The 23,222-nt window shown below is 36.6% G+C and carries 21 protein-coding genes; 11 read left to right on the forward strand and 10 right to left on the reverse strand.

Going from position 1 to position 23,222, the window contains the following annotated elements:
• The first annotated feature begins 25 nt into the window (after positions 1–25).
• Complete coding sequence (locus tag ACM46_RS11680) at positions 26–484, forward strand: GNAT family N-acetyltransferase (RefSeq protein WP_048507155.1); 459 nt, start codon at positions 26–28, stop codon at positions 482–484.
• Between the two features lie 601 nt (positions 485–1,085).
• On the opposite strand, the gene ACM46_RS11685 is transcribed toward ACM46_RS11680, so the two are convergent.
• Positions 1,086–1,673 carry a hypothetical protein gene (locus ACM46_RS11685; RefSeq protein ID WP_048506807.1) on the reverse strand — a complete coding sequence of 196 codons (588 nt, stop codon included), beginning with the start codon at positions 1,671–1,673 and terminating at the stop codon, positions 1,086–1,088.
• A gap of 335 nt (positions 1,674–2,008) precedes the next feature.
• On the opposite strand from ACM46_RS11685, the gene ACM46_RS11690 reads away from it, so the two are divergent.
• The 4 genes from ACM46_RS11690 to ACM46_RS11705 all read left to right on the forward strand — a co-directional run bounded on the left by ACM46_RS11690 (position 2,009) and on the right by ACM46_RS11705 (position 6,230).
• The gene (locus ACM46_RS11690) at positions 2,009–2,374 is read left to right on the forward strand and encodes a BlaI/MecI/CopY family transcriptional regulator (protein WP_048506808.1); all 366 of its coding nucleotides are present in this window, start codon (positions 2,009–2,011) and stop codon (positions 2,372–2,374) included.
• A gap of 6 nt (positions 2,375–2,380) precedes the next feature.
• Positions 2,381–4,324 (forward strand): M56 family metallopeptidase, encoded by a 1,944-nt coding sequence (locus tag ACM46_RS11695; protein ID WP_048506809.1) that lies wholly within the window; start codon positions 2,381–2,383, stop codon positions 4,322–4,324.
• A 56-nt stretch (positions 4,325–4,380) separates the two neighbouring features.
• The gene (locus ACM46_RS11700) at positions 4,381–5,268 is read left to right on the forward strand and encodes a GLPGLI family protein (protein WP_048506810.1); all 888 of its coding nucleotides are present in this window, start codon (positions 4,381–4,383) and stop codon (positions 5,266–5,268) included.
• Positions 5,269–5,363: 95 nt separating this feature from the next.
• The gene (locus ACM46_RS11705) at positions 5,364–6,230 is read left to right on the forward strand and encodes a GLPGLI family protein (RefSeq protein ID WP_048506811.1); all 867 of its coding nucleotides are present in this window, start codon (positions 5,364–5,366) and stop codon (positions 6,228–6,230) included.
• A gap of 58 nt (positions 6,231–6,288) precedes the next feature.
• Here ACM46_RS11705 and fsa read toward each other — a convergent pair whose 3' ends face one another.
• Complete coding sequence (fsa, locus tag ACM46_RS11710; RefSeq protein ID WP_048506812.1) at positions 6,289–6,942, reverse strand: fructose-6-phosphate aldolase; 654 nt, start codon at positions 6,940–6,942, stop codon at positions 6,289–6,291.
• Positions 6,943–7,127: 185 nt separating this feature from the next.
• Between fsa and ACM46_RS11715 the strand changes: the two genes are divergently transcribed.
• Positions 7,128–7,616, forward strand: coding sequence for a YdeI/OmpD-associated family protein (locus ACM46_RS11715; RefSeq protein WP_048506813.1), 489 nt, complete (start codon positions 7,128–7,130; stop codon positions 7,614–7,616).
• 219 nt (positions 7,617–7,835) lie between these two features.
• Here the strand turns inward: ACM46_RS11715 and ACM46_RS11720 are convergent, their stop codons facing one another.
• Entirely contained in the window at positions 7,836–8,402 is a 567-nt protein-coding gene (locus tag ACM46_RS11720; protein WP_048506814.1) for a tetratricopeptide repeat protein, read from the reverse strand.
• A 195-nt stretch (positions 8,403–8,597) separates the two neighbouring features.
• Between ACM46_RS11720 and pepE the strand changes: the two genes are divergently transcribed.
• The 5 genes from pepE to ACM46_RS11745 all read left to right on the forward strand — a co-directional run bounded on the left by pepE (position 8,598) and on the right by ACM46_RS11745 (position 13,504).
• A complete protein-coding gene (gene pepE, locus ACM46_RS11725) occupies positions 8,598–9,290 on the forward strand; it encodes a dipeptidase PepE (protein ID WP_048506815.1) in 693 nt (230 codons plus the stop codon).
• Between the two features lie 81 nt (positions 9,291–9,371).
• A complete protein-coding gene (locus tag ACM46_RS11730) occupies positions 9,372–9,869 on the forward strand; it encodes a hypothetical protein (protein WP_048506816.1) in 498 nt (165 codons plus the stop codon).
• Positions 9,870–9,926: 57 nt separating this feature from the next.
• Positions 9,927–11,297: a D-alanyl-D-alanine carboxypeptidase/D-alanyl-D-alanine endopeptidase gene (gene dacB / locus ACM46_RS11735; protein WP_048506817.1), complete on the forward strand. Its 1,371-nt coding sequence runs from the start codon at positions 9,927–9,929 to the stop codon at positions 11,295–11,297.
• A gap of 7 nt (positions 11,298–11,304) precedes the next feature.
• Positions 11,305–12,456, forward strand: a complete 1,152-nt coding sequence (locus tag ACM46_RS11740; protein ID WP_048506818.1) for a sensor histidine kinase — start codon at positions 11,305–11,307, stop codon at positions 12,454–12,456.
• 367 nt (positions 12,457–12,823) lie between these two features.
• Positions 12,824–13,504 (forward strand): T9SS type A sorting domain-containing protein, encoded by a 681-nt coding sequence (locus ACM46_RS11745; RefSeq protein ID WP_131707581.1) that lies wholly within the window; start codon positions 12,824–12,826, stop codon positions 13,502–13,504.
• 166 nt (positions 13,505–13,670) lie between these two features.
• Here ACM46_RS11745 and ACM46_RS11750 read toward each other — a convergent pair whose 3' ends face one another.
• The 7 genes from ACM46_RS11750 to ACM46_RS11780 form a co-directional block, all read right to left on the reverse strand.
• Positions 13,671–15,527: a M61 family metallopeptidase gene (locus tag ACM46_RS11750; RefSeq protein ID WP_048506820.1), complete on the reverse strand. Its 1,857-nt coding sequence runs from the start codon at positions 15,525–15,527 to the stop codon at positions 13,671–13,673.
• A gap of 223 nt (positions 15,528–15,750) precedes the next feature.
• A complete protein-coding gene (locus tag ACM46_RS11755) occupies positions 15,751–17,382 on the reverse strand; it encodes a M1 family metallopeptidase (protein ID WP_048506821.1) in 1,632 nt (543 codons plus the stop codon).
• A gap of 76 nt (positions 17,383–17,458) precedes the next feature.
• Positions 17,459–17,857, reverse strand: a complete 399-nt coding sequence (locus ACM46_RS11760; protein ID WP_048506822.1) for a hypothetical protein — start codon at positions 17,855–17,857, stop codon at positions 17,459–17,461.
• Positions 17,858–17,869: 12 nt separating this feature from the next.
• Positions 17,870–18,622: a class I SAM-dependent methyltransferase gene (locus ACM46_RS11765; RefSeq protein ID WP_048506823.1), complete on the reverse strand. Its 753-nt coding sequence runs from the start codon at positions 18,620–18,622 to the stop codon at positions 17,870–17,872.
• The gene (locus tag ACM46_RS11770) at positions 18,586–19,350 is read right to left on the reverse strand and encodes a DUF2071 domain-containing protein (RefSeq protein ID WP_048506824.1); all 765 of its coding nucleotides are present in this window, start codon (positions 19,348–19,350) and stop codon (positions 18,586–18,588) included. Before ACM46_RS11770 ends, ACM46_RS11765 begins: the two co-directional genes overlap by 37 nt.
• On the reverse strand, positions 19,343–19,729 hold the full coding sequence (locus ACM46_RS11775) for a DoxX-like family protein (protein WP_048506825.1): 387 nt from the start codon (positions 19,727–19,729) through the stop codon (positions 19,343–19,345). The genes ACM46_RS11770 and ACM46_RS11775 overlap by 8 nt, the downstream gene beginning before the upstream one ends.
• A 213-nt stretch (positions 19,730–19,942) precedes the next feature.
• Complete coding sequence (locus ACM46_RS11780; protein WP_048506826.1) at positions 19,943–22,900, reverse strand: reprolysin-like metallopeptidase; 2,958 nt, start codon at positions 22,898–22,900, stop codon at positions 19,943–19,945.
• Positions 22,901–23,222: the final 322 nt, after the last annotated feature.

Here is a 23,222-nt window from a genome sequence, read left to right on the forward strand (position 1 = left end):
ACTGTTAATCAAAATAATTAAAGAAATGAATTACACTATTAAAAAAGCAGGCCTCGAGGATCTTAACGAAACAGCAGAGCTATTCAATCTTTACCGTGTTTTTTACCGTCAGGAATCAGATGTGGAAAAAGGAAAAATATTCCTTAAAGAAAGATTCCTGAATAATGAATCTGATCTGTTTCTCGCGATAGCTGATGGAAAAGCGGTGGGTTTTGTCCAGCTTTATAAATTGTTTCATTATACCAGACTGCAGAAACAATGGCTGCTAAGCGATTTGTTTGTACATCCGGATTACAGAGGAAAGGGGATTTCCGTGGGGCTTATCAACCGGAGCAAGCAATGGTGCGAAGAGACAAATGCCTGTGGGCTGATGCTCGAAACGGAAAAAACCAACGATATAGGGAATACTCTTTATCCACGCTGCGGCTTTGAGTATGATGGACATCATAATTATTATCACTGGTGGAAGGAAATTAGAAGCTAGAAGTTAGAAGTTAGAAGTTAGAAGCTAGAGGTTAGAAGTTAGGATGTGAAAGTGATCATGTTAAGACAATCTCTTATCAGCACATCACCACATCATTACATCGCCACATCATCACATCAATCTTATTGTCTCAGAAGTAGTATTACTTCTACATTTTTATAGATTTAATTCTATAAAATATTTTTCATCCTTATCAACCCAAATCTTAATTTTGTTGCGCTCTAATGGATCAGGAGACTGGCTGTAGAGTTTTATTTATGTTTAATGATCTCCGCCTCATTTTCTACTTTTTCCCGAATGTTTTTATGATTAGTACATAACAGCCTTCCCGGCGGAGATCTTTTTTACAAATTGCTTACAAGCCAGATCAGATAGGCTGGCAGTTTATTCATCAATCCTTATTTTTTACCCCTTTTTTATTAACCTTTATTGATACCTGAGCTTAACTGAATAGCAGGAACTGTCTGTTGCCAATCATTTGGCTGATGTAAGAATTGGTGTAAGTAAAAGTGTTTATATATGTGCCAGGTCGGAAATACATGAATATTCAAAAAAAAATCCCACTTTAAAAAAGCAGGATTGAGTATAGTTGGGATTAATTTTATTGAGCTTGAGCCAGTTGATTGAATGGAGTAAGTTTGTTGTCATCAGACATCGTCTGTCCTAAAAAGTCTTTTTTCTGATCTCCTTTCATTCTTCCTGCTGCATCATTGGCACCGAAGTAAGCTTCACTTAATTTTGTTGTGATATCAATCGGTTTGAAATCGAATTTTGTATCACCTTCTACACCCAGATAACCGTTCTTTCTTGTAAGGTTTGAAATATAATTACCATAGTTGATGAATGTATTTCTCAGGTATTGAGTGTGGTATTCCATGCATTTTTTTGCTTTTTTGGAAGAATTATTAAGAATACAGTTCTTCATATTGTTTCTGTACAGGAACCATTCAGACTCCAGAATACCATATTCTTTTGCCAGAGCTGTTTTTCCATTATTAAGAACCGTGTTGTCACCTTCTTTCTCTGCGATGGTCTGAAGATGCTTGATAACCAGTGGAACTGTATTTTCAATCTTCGTTTTGGTTTCCTTTAAGATACTGAGATCTGCAGCCGGAGAATTCCTCTTTTGCGCTGTAGTAACGTTAAAAATAAGCAGTAATAGTACAATCAATAAGTTATATCTTTTCATGAGAAATTTTTAAAGCACTAAAATAAATATATTTTCTCACTTTAAACAAATTCATTTTAATTTTATTTAATAAAATTTAACAAGTTTTAAGAATTTATAGCTTAATGTGAAGTTTTTCTGCATATTAAACAGGGTATAAATAAGGTGGATTAAAAATTTAACATTTTTTAATAAAATTTATTTAATTGATTATCAATTACTTACATTTGTTTTATTTTTATCACTAGAAAATTAGTTGTTTGATTCGGATTTATTTCTACATTTGTATAACTAATTTATTAGTGATATGGAATTCAATCAAACGGATGTCACTATAATGATCAAATGAAAAGGATATGAAAATTCAGAATTTAACAAAAGCGGAAGAACAGGTAATGCAGTATTTATGGAAACTGGAAAAAGGATTTCTGAAAGATGTTCTGGACCTGTTTCCGGAGCCGAAACCTCATACGAATACCGTATCTACTATTTTAAAAGTCCTGAAAGACAAAGAATTCGTAGACTATAATGTATACGGAAGACAACATGAATATTTTCCTTTGGTAACCAAAGAACAGTATTCCGGGAAGACCATGAAAAGTCTGGTGAAAAACTATTTTAAAGGTTCTTATAAAAGCGCTGTTTCTTTCCTTGTAGAAAAAAATGAAATGACGGTAGAGGATCTTGAAATGCTTCTGGACGAATTGAAAAAGAAAAACTAACAGATCATGGAAACTCTGCTTTTATACTTTGGAAAAGTAATTCTAAGTTCTGGTGTAATGTTTTTGTATTACCAGTTGTCTTTAAAAGACAAGACATTTCATCACTACAACAGATTTTATCTGCTGGCTGCGATGGTGATATCGCTCCTGCTGCCCCTGATCAGGGTAGATGATTTTACGATAGAAGTAAACAGCGATGTATATATGCTTCTTGATAAGATACAGAATTTTAACACAGAAAAAAATATAGACAATGGCTACATTTATCTTAGAATTGTTTTTTCAGCTTTGGGATTGGTTTCTTTCTATTTTTTAGGAAAACTCATCTTCGGAGTTCTGAAAATCCAACAACTAAAAAAACAGTTTCAAAAAGAAAGTTTCGACGGAATCAATTTTTACCGTACAGACTTGACTGAAGCTCCCTTTTCATATTTTAAAAATCTCTTCTGGAAAAATACCATCACCTTGAATTCTGATGTAGGAGAACAGATTTTAAAACATGAAATGGTCCACATAGAGCAGAAACACTCTTTCGATAAGATATTTATTGAAATTGTAACTTCTGTTTTCTGGTTCAATCCTTTTTTTCATATCATTAAAAGAGAGATCAGCCTGATCCATGAATACCTGGCGGATAAAAAAGCCGTCAAACAATCGGACACCAAAGCATTTGCGCAGATGCTTTTAGCAAGCCACTTTTCCGGAACACAGTTGCCTGCTGCCAGTCCGTTTTTAAGTTCAAATCTAAAAAAACGACTCAAAATGTTACAAAAACCAAAAACCAAATTCGGGTATGCGCGTAGAATTTTTGCATTGCCGGTTTTATTTTCAGTAGCTTTTGCCTACATGGTAAATGCCAAGAACAAAGAAATTAAAGAAACAAATATAGCGATCGAGGAAGCCGTTTCTCAAATTAAAAAAGACACCGTAAAACGTGAGAAAATTGAAAAAGTTGAGATTAAAGAGCCAAAATCGTTCAACGGATCCGTTAGTGAGAAAAAAATAACGGATCTTGGAAGGAAAATTGAAGAAAAGAGTAAAGCTTTAAAAGATCTGAAGCCGGAAAGCAAAGAGTTTCAGCAGAAGATAGATGAAATCAGTGAACTTTCCGGAGAACTTGGAAAAATTACCAGCTCTGATGACTTTAAAGTAGCCATGAATTTTTCTACCGGAGAAGCTCAAAAGATAAATGAGTTCTTCAAATCCGATGAATGGAAGAATAAAACCAAAGCTCTTGAAAAGATGGGGGTGGAAATACCTGATCTGGCCAATTTAAATTTCAACTTTCAGGATGTTCCACAACCGCCCGCAGCTCCGAACGCTCCTAAAGTAAAAGTATACCGTTTCAATGATGTGGTTTCTCAATGGGGGCCTGCAACAGAAAAAGAAGCCAGAAAAGCGATGAAAGCAGGAAAAGCAGCCAGAAAGAAAGCCGAAAAGGCAAGCGCTGAAGCAATGGAGCTGAGCGAAAAAGCGAGGTTGAAAGGTGAAGAAGCAAGAAAGCAGGGAGAAATCGCAAGACAAAATGGCGAGTTTGCCAGAATTCAGGGCGAATCGGCAAGAATAGCCGGTGAAAAAGCAAGGATACAAGGCGAAAAAATAAGGATGGAAATCAATAAAAAGTTTTCCGGAAATACCGGAGGAAGTGTATTTTTCTATAGTGACAGCAATTTTGATAAGCTGAACAATAATACTAAACAAAGAACACTGGAAATGCAGGCGGATTATATTAAAAGAGATTCAAAAGACGGGACTATTGCGATGAATGGGGTGAAGAAATTTAAGGTAATCGGTGGTTTGGACGACACCAAAATTTTCCTGGACGGAAGAGAAATTACTAAAGATGAGATGGACGCCATTAAGCCTGAAACTATTGGCAGCATCACGATTAATAAACAAAGCGGTTTTAGTACCTCAAAGGGAGAAATAAGAATTCAGACTAAAAAATAAGTACCATTAAGCTTTGTCAGTTGATATTGGCAAAGCTTTTTTATTAAAATCAAATTATGAAAACTAAACTTTTATTTTTTTTACTTCTGGGAATATGGGCCGGCGCTCAGACCAACAGATTCTTTTATGATTACAAATACATCGCAGATTCTACCAATAGAGCAGAGGTGAAAAGTGATATTATGCTTTTGGATATAGACAAAAACGGATCGAAATATTACAGCCATGAAAAATTTATTTCAGATTCCACCACAAAAGCAGACATCGCAAAACAAGTGAAAGGCGGATTTGGCGGAAATATCAGTATCAAGAAAAATATAAAACCGGGGACCATTTTTACAAGTGTCACTAAGAAGTATCCCGATTACAGCATGTCTTTTTCTGAAAAAATAGGAAATACAACCTATAAAGTAGCTGAAGACCAGAAGCCGGAATGGAAAATTCTTCCGGATAAGGAAAAAATAGGGGAATACAATACACAAAAAGCCACCACAAATTTTGGAGGAAGAAGCTGGACCGCTTGGTTTTCAACAGATATTCCTTTTCAGGACGGACCTTATAAATTTTATGGATTGCCGGGACTTATCGTAAAAATTGAAGATAAAACAGGCTCCCATATCATGACTTTAATAGGAAACAAGAAAACAGAAGCTGCTTCAGATGAAGATATTCAAATACCGGGGCTGACGATGGTTGGTATTGGCGGAAAAGAAATTGAAATCAATAAAAAGCAGTTTAAAAAAGCCTGGAAAGACTATCTCACAGATCCTACCAAAGATATGAAACAAATGATGAGTACACTTCCTGCGGGTGCTGTTGTTAATATGAAAAATCAGGATGGAAAAAGCATAGATATGAATGAGATGTATAGGAATATGGAGAAAAGAGCAAAAATAGAAAGAGAAAAAAACAACAATAAAATAGAACCGGAACTCTATAAGTAGCAAACCGTTTCTACATGATAAAAAACAGGGTGATTTTCGAAGTCACCCTGTTTTCTTTTTATTATATTCAATACTTAAAACTTTAAACCTAAATCATGAATAAATCCCTTTTTTTATTCTTCCTGTTATCAGGATTGCTTTTCTACGCACAAAACCAGCGTTTTACTTACGAATATAAATACAAAATAGATTCTACAGCGCAAGACAAAACAGAAACCGAACTGATGATTCTGGATGTAACTCCAAAAGGGTCAAAGTTCTACAGTAAAGACTTTTATGAATCGGATTCTCTGATGAAGGCAGCTATAGGAAAGCAGGTTAAAAATGGGAATACAGATTTTGATTTTTCAGGATTTAAATTCAAAGGGAAAGTAAGATACAGTGTTGAAAAGACGTACCCTGCGTATTCCATAAATTTCTTTACAACACTCGGTTCAGATGAATATATGGTACAGGATGGCAGAACACAGAACTGGAAAATACTTCCGGAGAGAGAAAAAGTAGGAAATTTTACCGCACATAAAGCTGTATGTAATTTCGCAGGAAGAAAATGGACAGCATGGTTTACAACAGATCTTCCGATTCAGGACGGGCCGTATAAATTTCATGGTTTGCCGGGATTAATTGTGAAAATTGAAGATGCTAGTCTTACCTACACTTTCGAATTGAAAGGAATTAAAAAACTTCCGAATACCTACGACTGGAAAAGTACAAAAGATAAAGAACGCTACAACCCTCTGATTACTCTGAATGAAGTCAAGTATAAAAAAGCATTTAATGATTTCCGTGCAGATCCCATGAAAAGCGAGAGACAGATGCTGGCACAGGGCATTATTATTGAAGAAAGAGATGACTCCGAAAAACTTATAGATCCCGAGAAATCAAGAAAAGAACAGGAAAAAAAGATGAAAGACAGGATCAAAAAAGAAAATAATCCTATAGAACTTGATCTTTTAAAATAAAAAAATAAAATCCCGAAACGAAAGCTTCGGGATTTTTATATCTGAATAACTCTGATGATTAAGCCAGTTTCTGAGAATCTGCAACAAACTGAGCCAGTCCGCTGTCAGTTAAAGGGTGCTTTAATAAACTCAAGATCGGAGGAAGTGGAGACGTAATAACATCTGCTCCGATTTTAGCACAGTCGATGATATGCATAGAATGACGGATAGATGCAGCAAGGATCTCCGTTTCATACATATAGTTATCGAAAATTAATCTGATTTCCTGGATAAGACCTAATCCGTCTGTAGAAATATCATCCAATCTTCCCAGGAAAGGAGAAACATAAGTTGCTCCCGCTTTAGCCGCTAAAAGAGCCTGTCCAGCAGAGAAAATAAGCGTACAGTTGGTTTTGATCCCTTTATCGGAGAAATATTTTAAAGCTTTGATCCCGTCTTTAATCATTGGGATTTTTACCACAATATTCGGGTGGATTGCTGCCAATTCTTCCCCTTCTTTGATCATTTCTTCATACGTGGTAGAAAGTACTTCAGCAGAAATATCTCCGTCTACAAGCTCGCAGATTGTTTTATAATGGTTTTTAATGGCTTCGCTCCCCTGAATTCCTTCTTTTGCCATTAATGAAGGGTTGGTAGTTACACCATCTAAAATTCCAAGGTCTCTTGCTTCCTTAATCTGCTCTAAATTGGCTGTGTCAATAAAAAATTTCATTTTGTTTGATAGATTTATTATTGCAAAGATAAGGAATCCCTTTGTGAGTGGAAAATTTTAATTTTGATAGATGGCCAAAAGCCAAAAGCTAGAAGCTGGAGGATTTTCAGGACACGTAATAACAACTACACCCCGCATCCCGAAACCGGCACCCAATTCACCCCAAAACACTATATTTGTTAAACATGAAAAACAACAGTTTTACAGCCGTCCTTGACATTATAGGAATTAATCCTTTTGTTTTTGTTCCTGAAGAGATTTTATATGAAATCTTTGAGGCAGCGGGGAAGGATAAAAGTCCTATTGCCGTAAAAGGAACGGTGAACGGGAAAGAGTTCAGACAGAACCTGATGAAATATTTAGGGGAATGGAGACTGTATGTCAATATGATTATGCTGAAAGATTCTCCCAAAAGAATTGGTGAAATGATTGAAATTTCGGTTGAATTTGATGATGCAGACAGAACCATTTCCATTCACCCCAGGCTGGATGAAGCAATTAAAGGAAGTCCAATAGCGACCCGTAATTTTGAAAACCTGATTCCGTCAAGAAGAAACGAGCTGATCCGCTATATCAGTAATCTGAAAACAGAAGCCAGCATAGAACGGAATATTGAAAAAATTATGCGGCACCTTCGTGGCGAAACAGATTTCTTTGGAAAAAGAATTGAATAAAATAAATTGCTCAACTCAAAGCTGAAGATAAAGCTATATTTTTTTCACACAAAGTTTGATTTTGATACCAAACTTGTTTAAACTTCTTTGTTGCAAAAAGCGAAAAGACGCAAAATCAGAAACTTTCAGCGAGGTCCTTTGAACTAAATGAATTTTCATAAAAAAGCCCTTAAAAGCATAACTTTTAAGGGCCACCCATGTTCGGGATTTTTGTTTTTACTATGAATTTAAAGCTTTGCTCAGTTTCACAGCATCCTGATTGGTAGGATCATACTGGATCGACTTAGCAATGTGTTCTTTTGCTTTATCACGGTTGGTCTGTTGTTCTGCAAAAGCTAAGTAAAAATAGGCATAAGCCAGATTCTTCTTATTTTGCTCTACTTCTTCCGGTTTTATAGTGGCTATGTATTTCTCATAAGCAATTTTGGCATTGGCATCATCTTTAGCAGATTGATAGGCATAAGCCTGACTGTAATAAGATGGAGCCCAATCCGGTAACAATACGGAGATTTTTTTCCAGGTATCAATCGCATTGGTCCAGTCTGAAGCTTCCTGGTATGCTGTAGCCAATTTTGCCAGTGATTCTGCATCCTTTGGATTGGCTTCAATTTGTTTTTTAAGGCCTTCGATAGTTGGGTTACCTGCTTGTTGCTGAGTGGTGGTGGCAGCTGCAGCGGTATTAGCAGTACTATCTGTTTGAGTGGTCTGTGCATTAGCCAAACCGGCACTTCCTACAAGTATTAATCCTAAAAATAGGTTCTTAATATTAATTTTAGTCATTTTCATATTCTTACATTTTAAAATTCTAAATACTAAAATTCAATAATAATTCCACAAGCGCCTAAATTTTAGAAGCATTAAGTTTTTTTAGAAAATATTAACGGAACCCTACTTTTTTTTAGCTTAATTTTTGATTCGTTGGTGATTGAGTTTATCTTTGTCTATTGAAATTTTTATTAATCATCAACATCATTTCCTTTTATGAATATCATATTGGCTTCAACTTCCACACTTTTCGGTGGAGAATATCTGGAATACTTAAAAGAAGAATTAATACAACTGTATCAAGGGATCGACGAGATTATTTTTGTTCCTTTCGCGAGACCCGGGGGCATTTCTCACGAAGACTATACAGCAAAGGCCCGCTCTTTTTTTGAAACCATTCATATTAAAGTAAAAGGTCTTCACGAATTTGAAAATAAAACAGAAGCTCTGAACAACGCTCAGGGATATTTTACGGGAGGTGGAAATACCTTTCTGCTGGTGAAAACTTTACATGAAGAAGGGCTTATGTCTGTCCTTAAAAATAATGTGGAAGCCGGAAAAGCTTATCTTGGATGCAGCGCCGGAAGCAATATTGGAGGTCAGAATATGAAAACGACGAATGATATGCCTATTGTGTATCCGCCAAGTTTTGATTGTATGGGACTGGTTCCGTTTAACCTGAATCCGCATTATCTGGATCCCAATCCTGATCTGAAACACAACGGTGAAACCAGAGAAACAAGAATCAGAGAATTCCTGACTCAGAACGATATGAAGGTTGTTGGTCTTCGTGAAGGAAATTGGATCAGAAGAATTGGAGACACCATCACCGTGGAAGGCAGTGAGCTGACCAGAATTTTTGAGAAAGATAAAGAGCCTTATGAAATAGAAGCGGGAACATCAATCTAGTACTTTTAAAATTATTTCGTGTTTAAAGGATTATTCATCTGTGTCTTTTTATTTTTTGGAATTTGTAAATCGCAAGTCCCAATGATTTCTGATGAAGAAATGTATGATGTTATTAATTATGTTATTAAGGTAAAAACTGAACATATTAAAAATATAAAAGTTATTACGGAAGATATAAACTATAAGGCTAATCAAAATGATGATTATTTTCTAAACAGTAAAATATTAAAAAATGACTTTAATCAAAAAGATATCAAATCACTAAGACGGCAATACGAAGATTCTAGAGGATTCATACTTAATCCAAAATATATCCAAAATTTAAGGATTGTGCATAAAGATAAATTATTGGCATATAAATCAGAAGGAAAATATTTTTGGGATGAGTTTAATAAAAAGCATGGGAATTCATCTTTTATGTTTGTTGGCAAACCTTTATTTTCATTGGATAAGTCCAAGGTAATTATAAGCTACGGTCATTATTGTGGTAGTTTATGTGGAAACGGAGAAAGAATATTGCTGAAAAAAATAAATGGGATCTGGACTTTAGAAAGAATATTATCAGGTTTCATAAGTTGATGGGATTGATTTGAATTAAGGCAGAATCTTTTCTATATTTGAATAAATAAGCTTGTAATGAAAAAAACACTTGCAGTTTTTGTACTGTCGGTTCAAATACTATCTGCTCAGAATATGGCGCAGAAACTGGATAAAGCCACCAAAGACCTTATGGATTCTTCGGGTGCGGTTTCGTCCGGATTATCATTTTATGTAGCTGATGAAAATGGGGCATTTATCTACGAATACCAAGGAAATAAAGGTCTTTCAACAGCTTCTACCCAGAAAATTTTCACGGCGGGTGCTGCTCTTGAAACATTAGGGAAAAATTATACCTTTAAAACAATGGCAGGCTATTCCGGAAATATTTCTTCGGGTATCCTGAACGGAGATTTTGTAATCAGTTCAAACGGAGATCCTACTCTTGGAAGCTGGAGGTATGATGCGTACAAACCTGAAAATTTTAAAAAGAAATTAATGGAAGCGATCAACAGTTCCGGGATAAAAAAAATCTCGGGGAATCTGGTGATTGATGATTCTTACTTTGACCATCAGACAATTCCCGGAGGATGGCCATGGGACGATCTCGGCAATTATTACGGAGCAGGAGTATGGGGAACAAACTGGAGGGAAAATCAGTTTGATATCAATATCAGCGGAACTGAATTCAAAGGGTTTTCTTATCCGCTGGAAAATATAAAATGGCTGAATGATCTTAAGGCAGGCGGTAATTCAGACCAAAGCCTGATTTTTACAGCTCCCCATTCCGATGTGGCATTAATAAACGGGACATTGCCCGCGGGGAAAACCGTTACTGTTTCCGGGGCAGTACCTAATCCGCCTTTACAGCTGGGAACTGAGGTTCGGCAATGGCTGAAAGAGGCAGGAATTGAGATTTCAGGGAAAGTAATTACGGGTTCACAGCTTGAATTAGAAGGAAAACAGGCTACCGGAGCTCCGAAAAATGTAATTCTTACTTATCAGTCGCCGACTTTGGATAAAATCGTGTACTGGTTTTTGAGGAAAAGTGTAAACCTTTATGGAGAAACTTTAATTAAAGCTTTAGGGAAAGAAAAAAAGGGAAATTCCAGTTTTAAAAGTGGAATTGCTTTTTTAAAAGAATTCTGGAAATCGAAAGGAATCAATCCGAATATGATCAATTTTGCCGACGGAAGCGGACTTTCTCCCCAAAATTATGTGGCTGCAAAAGCGGAAGTCCAGGCTCTGCTGTATGCCGGAAAACAACCCTGGTTTGATGCTTATTACGATGGTTTTCCCGTTCAGGATAACGGAATGAAGATGAAAAGCGGAACCATGAGAGATACGAAATCTTTTGCAGGCTATCACACGGCGAAAGACGGAAAAAAATATGTATTTTCAATTATCATTAATAACTATCAGGGAAGTGGAAATGCAGAACTGCAGAAAATTCTGAATGTTTTAAAATAAAAAAGCTTTGAGGAAATCCATACTTGCCAGGCTCAATAACTGGATTATATTTTTACTGATGACTTTGGTGGTGGTTACTATTGTAGTCGCCTCAACCATTCTTATTAATTTTCTCCGTAAAGAAGAAATCAAACGGGTGGATATTTTGGTAAGTGCTTTGAAGTTTCAGCAGGAAGTAACCCCAAGTCTGGAAGTTCAGGAACTCATCCTTAAAATATACAGCTCCAATACCACTATTCCGATGGTCGTGCTGGATAGGGAAGACCGCCCGATGGTTCACAAGAATATTCCTCAGGAAATTGAAAACGATCCTGTTCAGATAAGCATTCTGGCTAAAAAAATGGCCAAAAGCTATCCTGCCATAGAAATTAAGGTGCCGGATGGCAATAATCAGTTTGTGTATTATGATAACTCGCAGATACTTAATAACTTAAGGTATTCCCCCTATATTTTAGGATTTTTTATTCTAAGCTATTTCCTGTTCTCATTCTGGTTTTTAAGAACGATTAAGAAAACGGATGAAGGGTATCTCTGGGCAGGACTGGCCAAAGAAACAGCTCACCAGATCGGAACCCCGCTCTCATCCATGATCGGCTGGATAGAAATTATGAAGCTGGATAACCCGGATTCTGAAGGTATACACGAAATTGAAAGAGATATTGAAAGACTGAGAACCATTTCCGAACGTTTTTCTAAAATAGGATCTGTTCCTGAGCTGAATGATATGAATTTTAATGAGACCATTTCTGAAAATTACGATTATCTCAAAACCCGGATTTCAAAGAAAATAGATTTCAGCCTGCATCTTCCTACCTACAATATTCTGGTTCCTCACAACAAAATCCTGATGAGCTGGGTAATTGAAAATCTGGTGAAAAATGCGGTAGATGCCATGAAAGGAGAAGGTATATTGCAGATGTATGTTTTTGAAAGAAACAAAAATATTCTGATTGAAGTAAAAGATACCGGAAGCGGAATGACGAAACAGCAGGCAAGAAACGCTTTTAAACCGGGATATTCCACCAAGAAAAGAGGCTGGGGATTGGGGCTTTCTTTGGCCAGAAGGGTAATTCACGAGTACCATAACGGAGATATAAAAATCTCTCAGACTGAAGTTGGGAAAGGAAGTACGTTTAGAATAACGATCAGAAAGGCTTAAAAAAATTCTGTCATTATAAAGATTGTTCAAAGAAAGCTCAAATAACTTGAGTTGGAATAATGCATTTCTTTATCGCCCAAAATAAATACCCTAGTGAAGGTTTTATACCTATTTTGTTATGGCCAAATTAATTTAGAATTAGTTGGTCAAGATAGTAGAAATATACAATTAATTTTTATATGTATTTCAGATATCTGTTTGTGGTAATTTAAATTAATTAAAAAAGAAAGAATGTTAAATTTTTTTTATATTTGTTATTAAAAATATAAAAATCATGACAAAAAATTATTCTTTATTATTAAGTTTATTCGCTTTCTTTGCGTATTCGCAAACGTAGATTCAAAGCGAGGATTTTGAAGCAAACACTTTGCCCGCAGGTTGGCAAATGGATATTATTACTGGTACAGTTGGTTGGGAATTTGGTTCCAGTGGTTATTCAAGTTATACACCATTTTCATCAAATGCAGCAACTTTTGATGATGATCTTTATGAAGAGATTGATAATGAAGCCGATTTAATTTCACCCTCCGTAAATACTACATCTTACAATACAATAACTTTAAGCTTTGAATACTCCCTTGAAGACTATGCTGGTTCTGGAGACTTTATCGTCTCTGTTTGGAATGGAACTTCTTGGATTCAGGTTTTTTCGCAAACGAGCGACATGTTATTTGAAGCTAAAAGCATAGACGTAACCGCTTATAAAAATGCAAATTTCCGTGTTAAGTTCAAATATATGGATGATGATTGGGGTTGGGGCGCTGGCTTGGATACTTACAAATTGACTGGAACTAATAATTTGAGTACAAATGAGGTTGATGAATTAAAAACGATCAAAATCGGGCCTAATCCAATAAGTGATAAATTAACATTCTTCACAGACAAGAAAGTTAGTAATATTAATATTTATAATGCTTCAGGTGTAAAAGTGCATTATGATGAAGATAATAACAATACAATAAATTTATCCCAATTAACAAAAGGAATATATTTTATTACTTTTGAGATTAATGGTGAAATTTATAAGAAGAAATTTATTAAAAATTAATTTAATTAAAAACCTTAAATCAGTCCTTTAACCCATATCGGGTTAAAGGATTGATTATTTATCTGCCCGATCATTCCGGGCGAAAAACCAGGTCTTAATAGTCATAAATAAAAAACAAAAAAGCGGAGAAATTTTCCCCGCTTACTTATTTCCAATTAGTTTTTAACTATTTCTTTCCGGTCAGCCACTGATTTTGCAGCTTCTGTTCGGCCGGTGTAGGATTCGCTTTATACTGTAAAGATTCTATCGTCATTTTATCTAAAATGGCTTTTCCTTTAAGATCTATTTTATCTGTTTTATCGCCATTTTTTCTAAGAATAGTTACCGTAACGTTCTGTCCGTCCTTGATGGATTTGGCATAACTGATAAAATCCTGCATATTCTGTACATTGATGGTCTTTCCGTCCAGAGCAAGAATTTCATCGGTAATTTTAAATCCTATGCTTTTTGCAAATGGGGATAATGCTGAGCTTTCATCAAATACAAATGTATTGTTCTTATCGTTATAACCCGTTTGATTCGGATCTTTAATAAACCAGAAAAGCGGAGGTGTGTCTTTCTTTTTAGCTTCCACCCCAACCATATTCAGGTATTCTGCATAAGGGGTTGGCTGATCTCCGGCAATATATTTATTATAGAAATCTTTTACCTGAGGATATCCGGTTACGGTTACCAGCTCATCAATCAGTTTATCATCCTTAAATGGCTTGTTTTCTCCGAATCTCTGGGACAGTTTTCGGATCATATCGCGATAGCCCATTTCCCCGTTGGACAGTTTTCTTAACTCAATATCCAGACACATAGCCAGCAATGCTCCTTTTTCATACACATTCCGGTACTGATCCTTGTATTCGTCTTTAAGAATATTTTTACTCATCACCGTAAACGGCATGGTATCATTGTAATTCTTGGAATTGGTGATCTTCTCATTCATTCTCTGAAGGAATTCATCTTTATTGATCAGGCCTTCCTGAATCTGGAAAAGATTGGCAAAATATTCCGTACCTCCTTCATACATCCAAAGGTGTTGAGACATTTTAGGATCTGCATAATCAAAATAATGGATCTCTTCAGAATGGGTTTTCAATGGATTCACCGTGTGGAAGAATTCATGGGAAACTACATCCGTAATGGTTTTGTCGATAGCTTCTTTAGGCATCATTTCAGGAAGCACAACACTTGTGGATTCGTGATGTTCCAATGCTCCGAAACCTTTAATATGCGGTCCGTCACCTCCTGAAAGATAAAGCATGATTGCATATTTTTTATTGGTATTCATATCCCCCAGAAATTTCTTCTGAGCAAGAACCATTTTTTCTAAATTATCTTTAAAATCAGCTGCCTTGTATTTTCCTGTTGGAGAATAAACGCCCAGTACCAGATCCATTCCTCCTGCATTGAATGTAATATAATCCGGTTTGGTATACATCAGCGGAGAATCTGTCACTTTAGCATAATTAGCCAGGGTAAAGGTATCTGTAGCATCAGATTTATCCTGATCTACCAATGCTGTCGTACCATAAAAGCCTGCAGGTTTCTGAATAACCAGCTGATACGGAACATCCTGCATATTGTCAATATATCCAATGAAACCGTGGGTATTGATCATATAGATTTTTCCTTCCTCAATATCCGTTCCTGATGGAGAAAATACAGCTTTATGCTTCGAGGTATCCATTTCATCATCAAAACTGTCATTCACCAGATAAGTTACTTTGGTTAAATCTTTGGCGTTTTTTAATGAATAGGTATTTTCATTCACTTTGGTATAGGTAAGTTCTCTTCCTTTATTATCAAAAAACTTGATGCCTTCAACAAATCTTCCGTAATCGTCTACAGAGTAAGTACCGGGAACGGTTTTAGGAAAGTGAAATTTGATGTCTCCTGATTTCATTTTTGGAAACTCCATGGTAACGGCTACCTTGTCGTCTTTTACATTCACAAGATCAATCGTTGTTTTTATGGATTGGGCATTGGCCATAAAAGCGGCGAACAGACCCAGACTGATTGCTGTTTTTCTCATTAGGTTTAATTATTATAGTTAAATAGTAGTTTTTTTTGTCATTTTGTTACGAAGAGGATATTAAAGTTTTCTTAATTTTTTTTGGAGAGGCGAAGATGGCTAAGAAGGAGGAATTGCGGAATGGATAAATTGGCTGATGTGTAAAAATAGTTTTCGGAATTGAAACAAAAAAGGCAACTTCACATTACGTGATTTTGCCTTTTTGCTTTTTAGCCTATTTGCTCTATTGAACGTTCTTATAATCGATATAATAGTTCTTGTTAAATTCTATAGGAGTAGACTTTTTAAGTTTTACAGTCTGCCAGCTTTCCGTTGGATTGATGGTCTGATCTCCGTTAATGATCACAGGAAGTTTAAGATCCTTCACCACATTGGTGTAACGGAATTTTAAAGTATCGCCATTCTGGGAATATTCAAGCGTAGGAATTTTTACGGTTCTTAAATACTGATTGAAAATACTTGAAAGATCAATTCCTGATTTTGAAGACATATAATCCTCGATCTGCTTGGTAGTAACAGTCTGATGATAAAATTCTTTATTCATTCCTCTCAGAATCTGTCTGAATTTTTCATCATTGTTAATGATCTGTCTGATGGTATGAATCATGCTGGCTCCTTTTGGATACATATCGCCGCTGCCTTCATTTCTTACACCGTATTTTCCGATGATAGGAACATCGTTCTGAATATTTCCACGGATTCCTATGGCATATTTGTCAGCCGATTTTTTGTCCATAAATTTTTCTGTGAAAAGTACCTCGGAATACATGGTGAAGCTTTCGTGAATCCACATATCAGCCTGATCTTTTGCCGTGATATTATTGGCGTACCATTCGTGACCGCTTTCGTGAATGATGATGTAGTCCCAATTCAATCCTACACCCGTCCCCGAAAGGTCTCTGCCACGGTAACCATTAGCATAGCCGTTTCCATAAGCTACATTGCTCTGGTGCTCCATTCCCAAATACGGAGATTCAACCAGTTTGTAAGAATCTTCGTAGAAAGGGTAAGGTCCGAACCAGTATTCAAAGGCTGACATCATAGGTTTTACCTGCTGGAACTGTTTTTTTGCTTTTTCAAGGTTGTAATCCAATACCCAGTAATCCAGATCCAGTTTTCCTTTTTCTCCCGTAAATGTCTCTTTAAAATTAGCATATTTACCGATATTCGGGATGATAGAGTAGGCATTGATGGCATTTTTCACTTCCCAGGTGTATGCCGTTTTGCTGCCTTCTGTTTTTTTACTGATGAGTCTTCCGTTTCCTACCCCTACAAGGTCATTCGGTGTAATGATTTTCATAACGATCCCGTTTTCAGGTTCGTCACTCCAGATATCTTTTGTGGGAAGCCATATGGAAGCTCCGATGCCTTCATCGGCAACGCTCATCCAGGGATTTCCTTTTTCATCTTTAGCAAATACCCAACCTCCGTCCCAGGGTGCATTTTTCGCGATCAGGGGTTTTCCGGAATAGGTGACATCCACGGTGTATTTTTCTCCTTTCTTGAACTTCTTTTTGGTGGTGATAAAGATAAAATCTCCGTCCTGCTTATAATTGGCAATCGGAAAATTAGCTTCTACTTTATCAGCTTTCATCGGCTGCTGAAGATCGATCTGGAAAGTAGGATCAGTAACATCTTTTGTGATCTCAAAACTGATCTTATTATAGCCTTTAATGCTTTTCTGTGCAAAATCAGGTTCTACGGAAAGATCATATTTTTTAACGTCCCAAAAGTTTCTGAATTGGGTGTCTGAACCTTTCAGCGTATCCTGTTTCGTAAACGTTTTATCTTTTTCAAAGAACTGCCCGAAAACCAGTCCCGAAGCAAATAAAAGTGTATAAGTCAGTTTTTTCATTTAAATCAAATTAAATTCTACCAAAAATAGAAAAATTAATGTCAATAATTTAAATTTGAATACAAATAAATTTATTCTATCTATTAAAGTATATCATCCAGAATAAAATGCTCATATAGATCCAAAATAAAGAGAAAATAATATGAACGGCCGTTTCAAACGTTTTTCCTTTCCATAATGCTGAAGAATATCCAAAGAACTGAATGAATAACCGGGTAGTCCAGAAGACCGCCAGTCCGAGCGCAATTTTTCTACCCAAACCGGTTGTTGTCAGCTCATGAGGAGAAGTTACACAGAGCAAGCCGATAAGAAATACCGTTAAAGCGATAAAAAGGGTGTGAATCTTCATCATTTCCCTGTTCATCAGGCTCAATGACTGAAGTTCTTTTTCCCAGTTGAAATATTTAGGAAAAATAATATGCACAAATGCTAAAGCAATTAAAAGCGTTCCGGTGATTTGTAAATGAAGTTCCATTATATTGAATAATTAAGGAGTACAGATGAAAATTGACATAAATGGGGTGAATTTTACTTCTTTAAATGATGCAAAACCTGCATTGCTGAAAGCATTTTTCCATACCGCTTTTGAGAAAAAGTGAGTGAAGCCTACAGAAAAAGCCAGAAAATTCGGAAAATCTCTAAGGTGTTCTACCATAATTATTTTCCCGCCGGTTTTACATAAACGGTGACATTCTTTCAAAAACAGGATCTTTTCTTCATGTGATCTTATTTCGTGTACCGCAGAAAGCAGAAAAATAACATCAATAGACTGATCAGCTAAATGGATTGAATTCGACTGCATCTGTTGCGTGTCAGGATATACAATACTCACTTTTCTGGCCCTTACAATGGCCGGTTCCGTATGCCGTTTTGCATCATAAAAGTCAAAAACTTTTAAATCGGCCTGTGGGAAGTGGTCTTTAATAATGTAGCTTGTTTCATCAAAACCTGCATTAATATTTAAAATCTGTTCTACTTTTGAATCATCAACTGAACAGTTCTTCAGCCATTGAAAATCATAATATCCAGAAAAATCATAGACATACGCTGAGACTATTAGTGGAATGATAAGCCCATAAAGAAAGGCAGCTATGATGATCCAGTATAGAAGATCTGACCATTCAAATATTTGATGACTGGCGGTAATTAAAGCTAAAATTCCTATTCCTATGATATAAAAATGACGGTTAAAGCTTAAAATATTTAAGACGCCCTGAAATTTTCTTCTTTTTGTTTCCATGGTTCAATTTTTCCTTTTTTCCAGTAGTATGGAATGTTTTTAATAATAAATGCATTCGCTAAAACAGGATTTTCCAGTTTTAAGGTATCTAAAAATCCGAAATAATAATCAACAACCTCTACGGGTGCAGGAGTCCAGTTTTGTCTTACTCCTTCGATAATAAGAACTTCCTGAGTCTCTTTATTGTATGTAAAAGTAAAAGGCAGCGGTCCTGCAAACCTTCTCGCTTCTTTCCAGTCTGCAAAGGGAGAATCGGGTGGGAGAGGAATAGTGTCTTCTTTTTTGCTGATGCTGATTTTAAAATTAGACTTAACAGACTGTATTTCTTTTACGTTCTCTTTTTCAGTTTGTAGAATATCTGTCGTAGAATAATTGTAATGAGTGAATAAATTGCCCATAAGTTCCATTTTCTTTTTATCCGTTTCAGATTTAAGAATATATAGCCCGCGTAGTTTCTTTCCGGTATTGCTTCTGTATCTTACAAATACACGGTAGCCGATCAGGAAAAAATTGTTTCCCATCAACTTAGGAAACCCTTTCGGACGTAAATCTTGTGTCTGAACCATTGCTGCGGCTACAAAAGCCCATTGGTCCTGAAAAGTGTCAAGCTCCAGACATTCCGGAATAAGATGCTGTAATTGTTCTTTGGGAACTGCAAAGGTCAGAACAAGAGAGCTTTCAAAAAAAGCTTCAACAGCAAATGGATGGTTTTTTAAAAAGTCAAACATGATGATTTAATTTTTTTGGATTCAGGCGAAACTCATTACAATAAATAAGTAAAATGAAGACAAAAGCAAATAGTGAATTGAATCTGCCCCAAAGCAGCAAATCCGGAGCTAATAAAAATTCAAGGATATTCATGGCTGCGATGATTGTGATTTGGGCAATTGCACAGAATCTGGAATTAATTCTTGTTAAAATCCATACAGCCATTACAATTTCTGAACATCCGATCAGAATAATTAACGGTCTTGAATAGGCATCACCTAAAATTCTTGCAACAATCTCTTCATGGCGCGGAACAAAATTCAATACTTTACAGAAAAGACCATTGATGATCCAGACTATGGCAATACCGTAATTTAATAGTTTATAGATACTTTTCATGGGTTAATGAATTAGGATCATTAAATTTTATTCAAAGTTAAAAATATTTTTGAATTTTCAGTAATTATTGAAAATAAAATATTAAAAAAATAACACCTTTACCATAAGTGTTTGTCTGGTAGTGCTTTATGTGAAGTCTATAGCGTTGATGAGTCAATATGTTTTACAAAAAAAGCCCGGAATAACCGGGCTTTGGTATGATGAAAATAAGGCTTATTTCTTAATGAATTTTAATCGTGAAATATTTCCTTTGTCTTCAACAGTAATTACATAAACTCCTGTACTCAGTTTGGATACCGGAATTTTTTGATTCACAATAGGGCCGTTCATTACTGCCTGGCCTGTCATATTGAAAATACTGAACTGTGCTTTGGACGAAATATTGGTGATATTCAGAACATCGTAAGCAGGATTAGGATAAATCTGTACTGCAGTATTGTCTTTTACCACATCACTTGTACTAAGAGCCTGATCCTGAATTTTAACAGGGTAATCTTCCACTTCACCATAGGCATGACTGCCGCATCCGTTGGTTGGCTGGTTTTCATAAGCTAACACGACTCTCATGATGACGTTTCCTGCAGTATAAGCATCTGCGGGAACCGAGAAGGTTCCTGAAACAGGGGTTACAATACTAGGGCTGCTGGTATGTATTATTTCCGAATCAGAGAATATACCGTCTCTGTTGAAATCTATCCAGGCAGTTACTCCATCATCGTATTGGTCGGCAGGCCATTGTTTTGTAATGCTTATGGTATTGCCGGCGGTTCCTTTGGTGAGCGTAATAAGCTTTGTAGCATCTGTTGTGTAGTCTGTGTAAGGTGAACCTATGCTGTTGTTGGAGACAGCGGTCATACCTGAAGGTGTTACTGTAACATTGGAAATGTATTCATCCGCCGAATTGGTTCCGGTTATAGCGCAGGAAGTAAACGAAAGTGTTGTGAAATTGGTGGAAGTTGAGTAGTTTCCTATAACAGATGCACAACTGTTAGCCACCTGAACTTCATATTGGGTGGCTTCATCCAACCCTGTGATATAGTAAGAATTTGTTGTTACCGGAACTATAGTCCATGTTGTTGCTCCCACTTTTCTGTATTGTAAAGAATAAGCTGCCGTTTGTAGAGCAGGCCAGCTTACACTCGCTGAAAACCTTGTAATTCCTGAGACGGTAACTCCGGTAGGCGCAGCAGGAGAACATGTTCCTGAGGACGCAGCTACTGTAGCCTTTCCAATGGCGTAGAATACATTGTCGATAGCACTTATTCTGATCTTTACATTTGAATTGGTAGCTAATGAAGAGAATGAAAACGGTTCTGCACCGTCATTAGGAGTGGACGGTGTAATTACAACCCAACTTGTTCCGTTGTCCGTAGTATAATCAATTTTAACATTCTGTACATTATAGCTGCTGTTATTGGTATCTACGACATCCCACGTAATGGCACCCGGCATATTATTGTATACGGTAGCTGAAGTGACTTTGAAAGGACCTTCATTTCCAACCTGCAAAGTAGCCATGCTGCTTTGAGTCTGTTGCTGAGCAATATTCGGGTTATTATCTCTTACATTCACTTTAAAATGCATCGTTCGCGGCACATTGGATACGGTCTCCCAATCTTGTGTGCTTGTAAGTGTCTCATTAAGTACATTGGATAGTTTTGGGAAATAACGTGTTGGGGATGCGTTAGGCATTAATGACCTGAAATTCGCTCCATTGTTACGGGTAGCACTTACAGGCCCAAATGGAGTTCCTGCAAGATCATACTGTTCCCAGGTATAGGTCATAGGATCATTTTGTGTATCCGCCGCCGCTACCGTTAAAACAAATGCAGTTCCTTTTGGAATCATTTTGTTGGGCAATGGCTGGATGGTAGGGGGAGTGTTGGCTACCGCAATAGTGGTTCCACATTCTTTAGAGTTGGCATAAGTCTGTACTTCTTCAATATTCTTAATATGGAAATAGGCATCAGAATTCATTTGAACATTGGCACTGGTAATCCCGGCATATCCCATGATCGTAGAGCCAGATCCGGGCTCCATATGAGCTCCGTGCTGGGCAAGGGACATGGTGTGAGCGGCTCCGAACTGATGCCCTATTTCGTGGGCTACAAAATCGATGTCGTAGGTATCTCCAAACGGTTGATCCTGTATAAGAGGTGAAGTAATTCCTGCTCCTTTTGAAGTGGCATCATTGTTATTGGCCGGATTTATACATACATTCCCGACACGGCCTGCGCTTCCGCCACCGCCTCTGTGTCCGAAGAAATGCCCGATATCATATCCCGCATCTCCTATAGCGGCTGTAATTGTCTGTTGTACCTGAAGATTCCAGGCACTCGGAGCATCATAGCTTCCATCAGGATTTTGAATTACATCGGAGTAAGGATCAGTAGCAGGATCAGTATAAATCAGCTGTGGAAGATCCAGAACATTCATGTGAATGCCGAAATCTTTTTCGAATACACCGTTTACTCTTGCCATCGTTGCGTTAATACGTGCGGCAGCCTGAGGAACACCTCCGGCCAACTGGGTATATTCTGCGTTTACGGAAATGGCTATTCTGTAGGTCTTGTATTTCTGATCATTGTTTTTATGGGTACTTCCGGAGTTGAGCACATTTTTAGACTTTAAAAGCTTACTGATCTCTTTTTTCGAATGTTCAGGCTCAGAAGTTCTGCATTCGAAAGAAGCTCCACCCTGAGGTTTGTTAGATTTTAAAAAGACGCCGTATATGTCTTTTTCTTTAGTAACAGGCTCAATAAATTCATATCTTCCTGTAACGGCATCAAAAATCATACACTGGAAATCGTTGGGGGCCGTACTGAATCGGATCTGTTTATGAGGATTATTTATGCCGACTCCGGAAAAAGCTCCCAGTTCATACCGGTCTGCCATGGATTTTTCTACTACGGGAGAGCTGTAAACAGAAAACTGTTCAATGGTTCCATCAATTGTTGGGATGGAAATGGTAACCGGACTGCCACCTTTTCCTGCTTCAGGAGCATTTTTTAAAATACTTTTCAAAGAATTCAGGTCTATCCTGTAAGCATATTTTACATTCACTTCTTTCCTTATCGGAGCTATCTTCTGGGATACAGGCTCCCAACGCTGTGCATGCAGGCTTATAACGCCCGTTGCAAGTGCACAAACGAGAATAATTTTCTTTTTCATAATACTATTTTAATGATTGTTAAAACAAATATAGAGCTATTTAACCTCGGTTCAAAATGTAATAAATTGATATACAGTGTATTATGTTTTATTATTTGATTTTTTTATAGAATTTTTTAAATAGATATTATTTTATATGTAGTATGTTTTTACTTGATAAGTATTGTTTGGATGAAAGAAATATTAAATTAATAATCTTGTCAGAAATTTACATTTCCACTAAAACAGGTAGCGTTTCAGCTTTCTGATAATTTAGATAGAATATTGTTGCGAGATTCTTTTTTATTCAGACAGGCAATAATTTTCAATTGAACAGTACAGA

The sequence above is a fragment of the Chryseobacterium angstadtii genome (assembly GCF_001045465.1).
Taxonomy (GTDB): Bacteria; Bacteroidota; Bacteroidia; order Flavobacteriales; family Weeksellaceae; genus Chryseobacterium; species Chryseobacterium angstadtii.

Coding starts and splice junctions, on each gene's coding strand:
- ACM46_RS11770 (WP_048506824.1), bottom strand. CDS start 19,350: ATGTTTGACTTTTTAAAAAACCATCCATTTGCTGTTGAAGCTTTTTTT.
- ACM46_RS11780 (WP_048506826.1), bottom strand. CDS start 22,900: ATGAAAAAGAAAATTATTCTCGTTTGTGCACTTGCAACGGGCGTTATA.
- ACM46_RS11705 (WP_048506811.1), top strand. CDS start 5,364: ATGAATAAATCCCTTTTTTTATTCTTCCTGTTATCAGGATTGCTTTTC.
- ACM46_RS11730 (WP_048506816.1), top strand. CDS start 9,372: ATGATTTCTGATGAAGAAATGTATGATGTTATTAATTATGTTATTAAG.
- ACM46_RS11750 (WP_048506820.1), bottom strand. CDS start 15,527: ATGAGAAAAACAGCAATCAGTCTGGGTCTGTTCGCCGCTTTTATGGCC.
- fsa (WP_048506812.1), bottom strand. CDS start 6,942: ATGAAATTTTTTATTGACACAGCCAATTTAGAGCAGATTAAGGAAGCA.
- ACM46_RS11695 (WP_048506809.1), top strand. CDS start 2,381: ATGGAAACTCTGCTTTTATACTTTGGAAAAGTAATTCTAAGTTCTGGT.
- ACM46_RS11765 (WP_048506823.1), bottom strand. CDS start 18,622: ATGGAAACAAAAAGAAGAAAATTTCAGGGCGTCTTAAATATTTTAAGC.
- ACM46_RS11700 (WP_048506810.1), top strand. CDS start 4,381: ATGAAAACTAAACTTTTATTTTTTTTACTTCTGGGAATATGGGCCGGC.
- ACM46_RS11690 (WP_048506808.1), top strand. CDS start 2,009: ATGAAAATTCAGAATTTAACAAAAGCGGAAGAACAGGTAATGCAGTAT.
- ACM46_RS11715 (WP_048506813.1), top strand. CDS start 7,128: ATGAAAAACAACAGTTTTACAGCCGTCCTTGACATTATAGGAATTAAT.
- ACM46_RS11760 (WP_048506822.1), bottom strand. CDS start 17,857: ATGGAACTTCATTTACAAATCACCGGAACGCTTTTAATTGCTTTAGCA.
- ACM46_RS11685 (WP_048506807.1), bottom strand. CDS start 1,673: ATGAAAAGATATAACTTATTGATTGTACTATTACTGCTTATTTTTAAC.
- ACM46_RS11755 (WP_048506821.1), bottom strand. CDS start 17,382: ATGAAAAAACTGACTTATACACTTTTATTTGCTTCGGGACTGGTTTTC.
- ACM46_RS11720 (WP_048506814.1), bottom strand. CDS start 8,402: ATGAAAATGACTAAAATTAATATTAAGAACCTATTTTTAGGATTAATA.
- ACM46_RS11680 (WP_048507155.1), top strand. CDS start 26: ATGAATTACACTATTAAAAAAGCAGGCCTCGAGGATCTTAACGAAACA.
- ACM46_RS11775 (WP_048506825.1), bottom strand. CDS start 19,729: ATGAAAAGTATCTATAAACTATTAAATTACGGTATTGCCATAGTCTGG.
- pepE (WP_048506815.1), top strand. CDS start 8,598: ATGAATATCATATTGGCTTCAACTTCCACACTTTTCGGTGGAGAATAT.
- dacB (WP_048506817.1), top strand. CDS start 9,927: ATGAAAAAAACACTTGCAGTTTTTGTACTGTCGGTTCAAATACTATCT.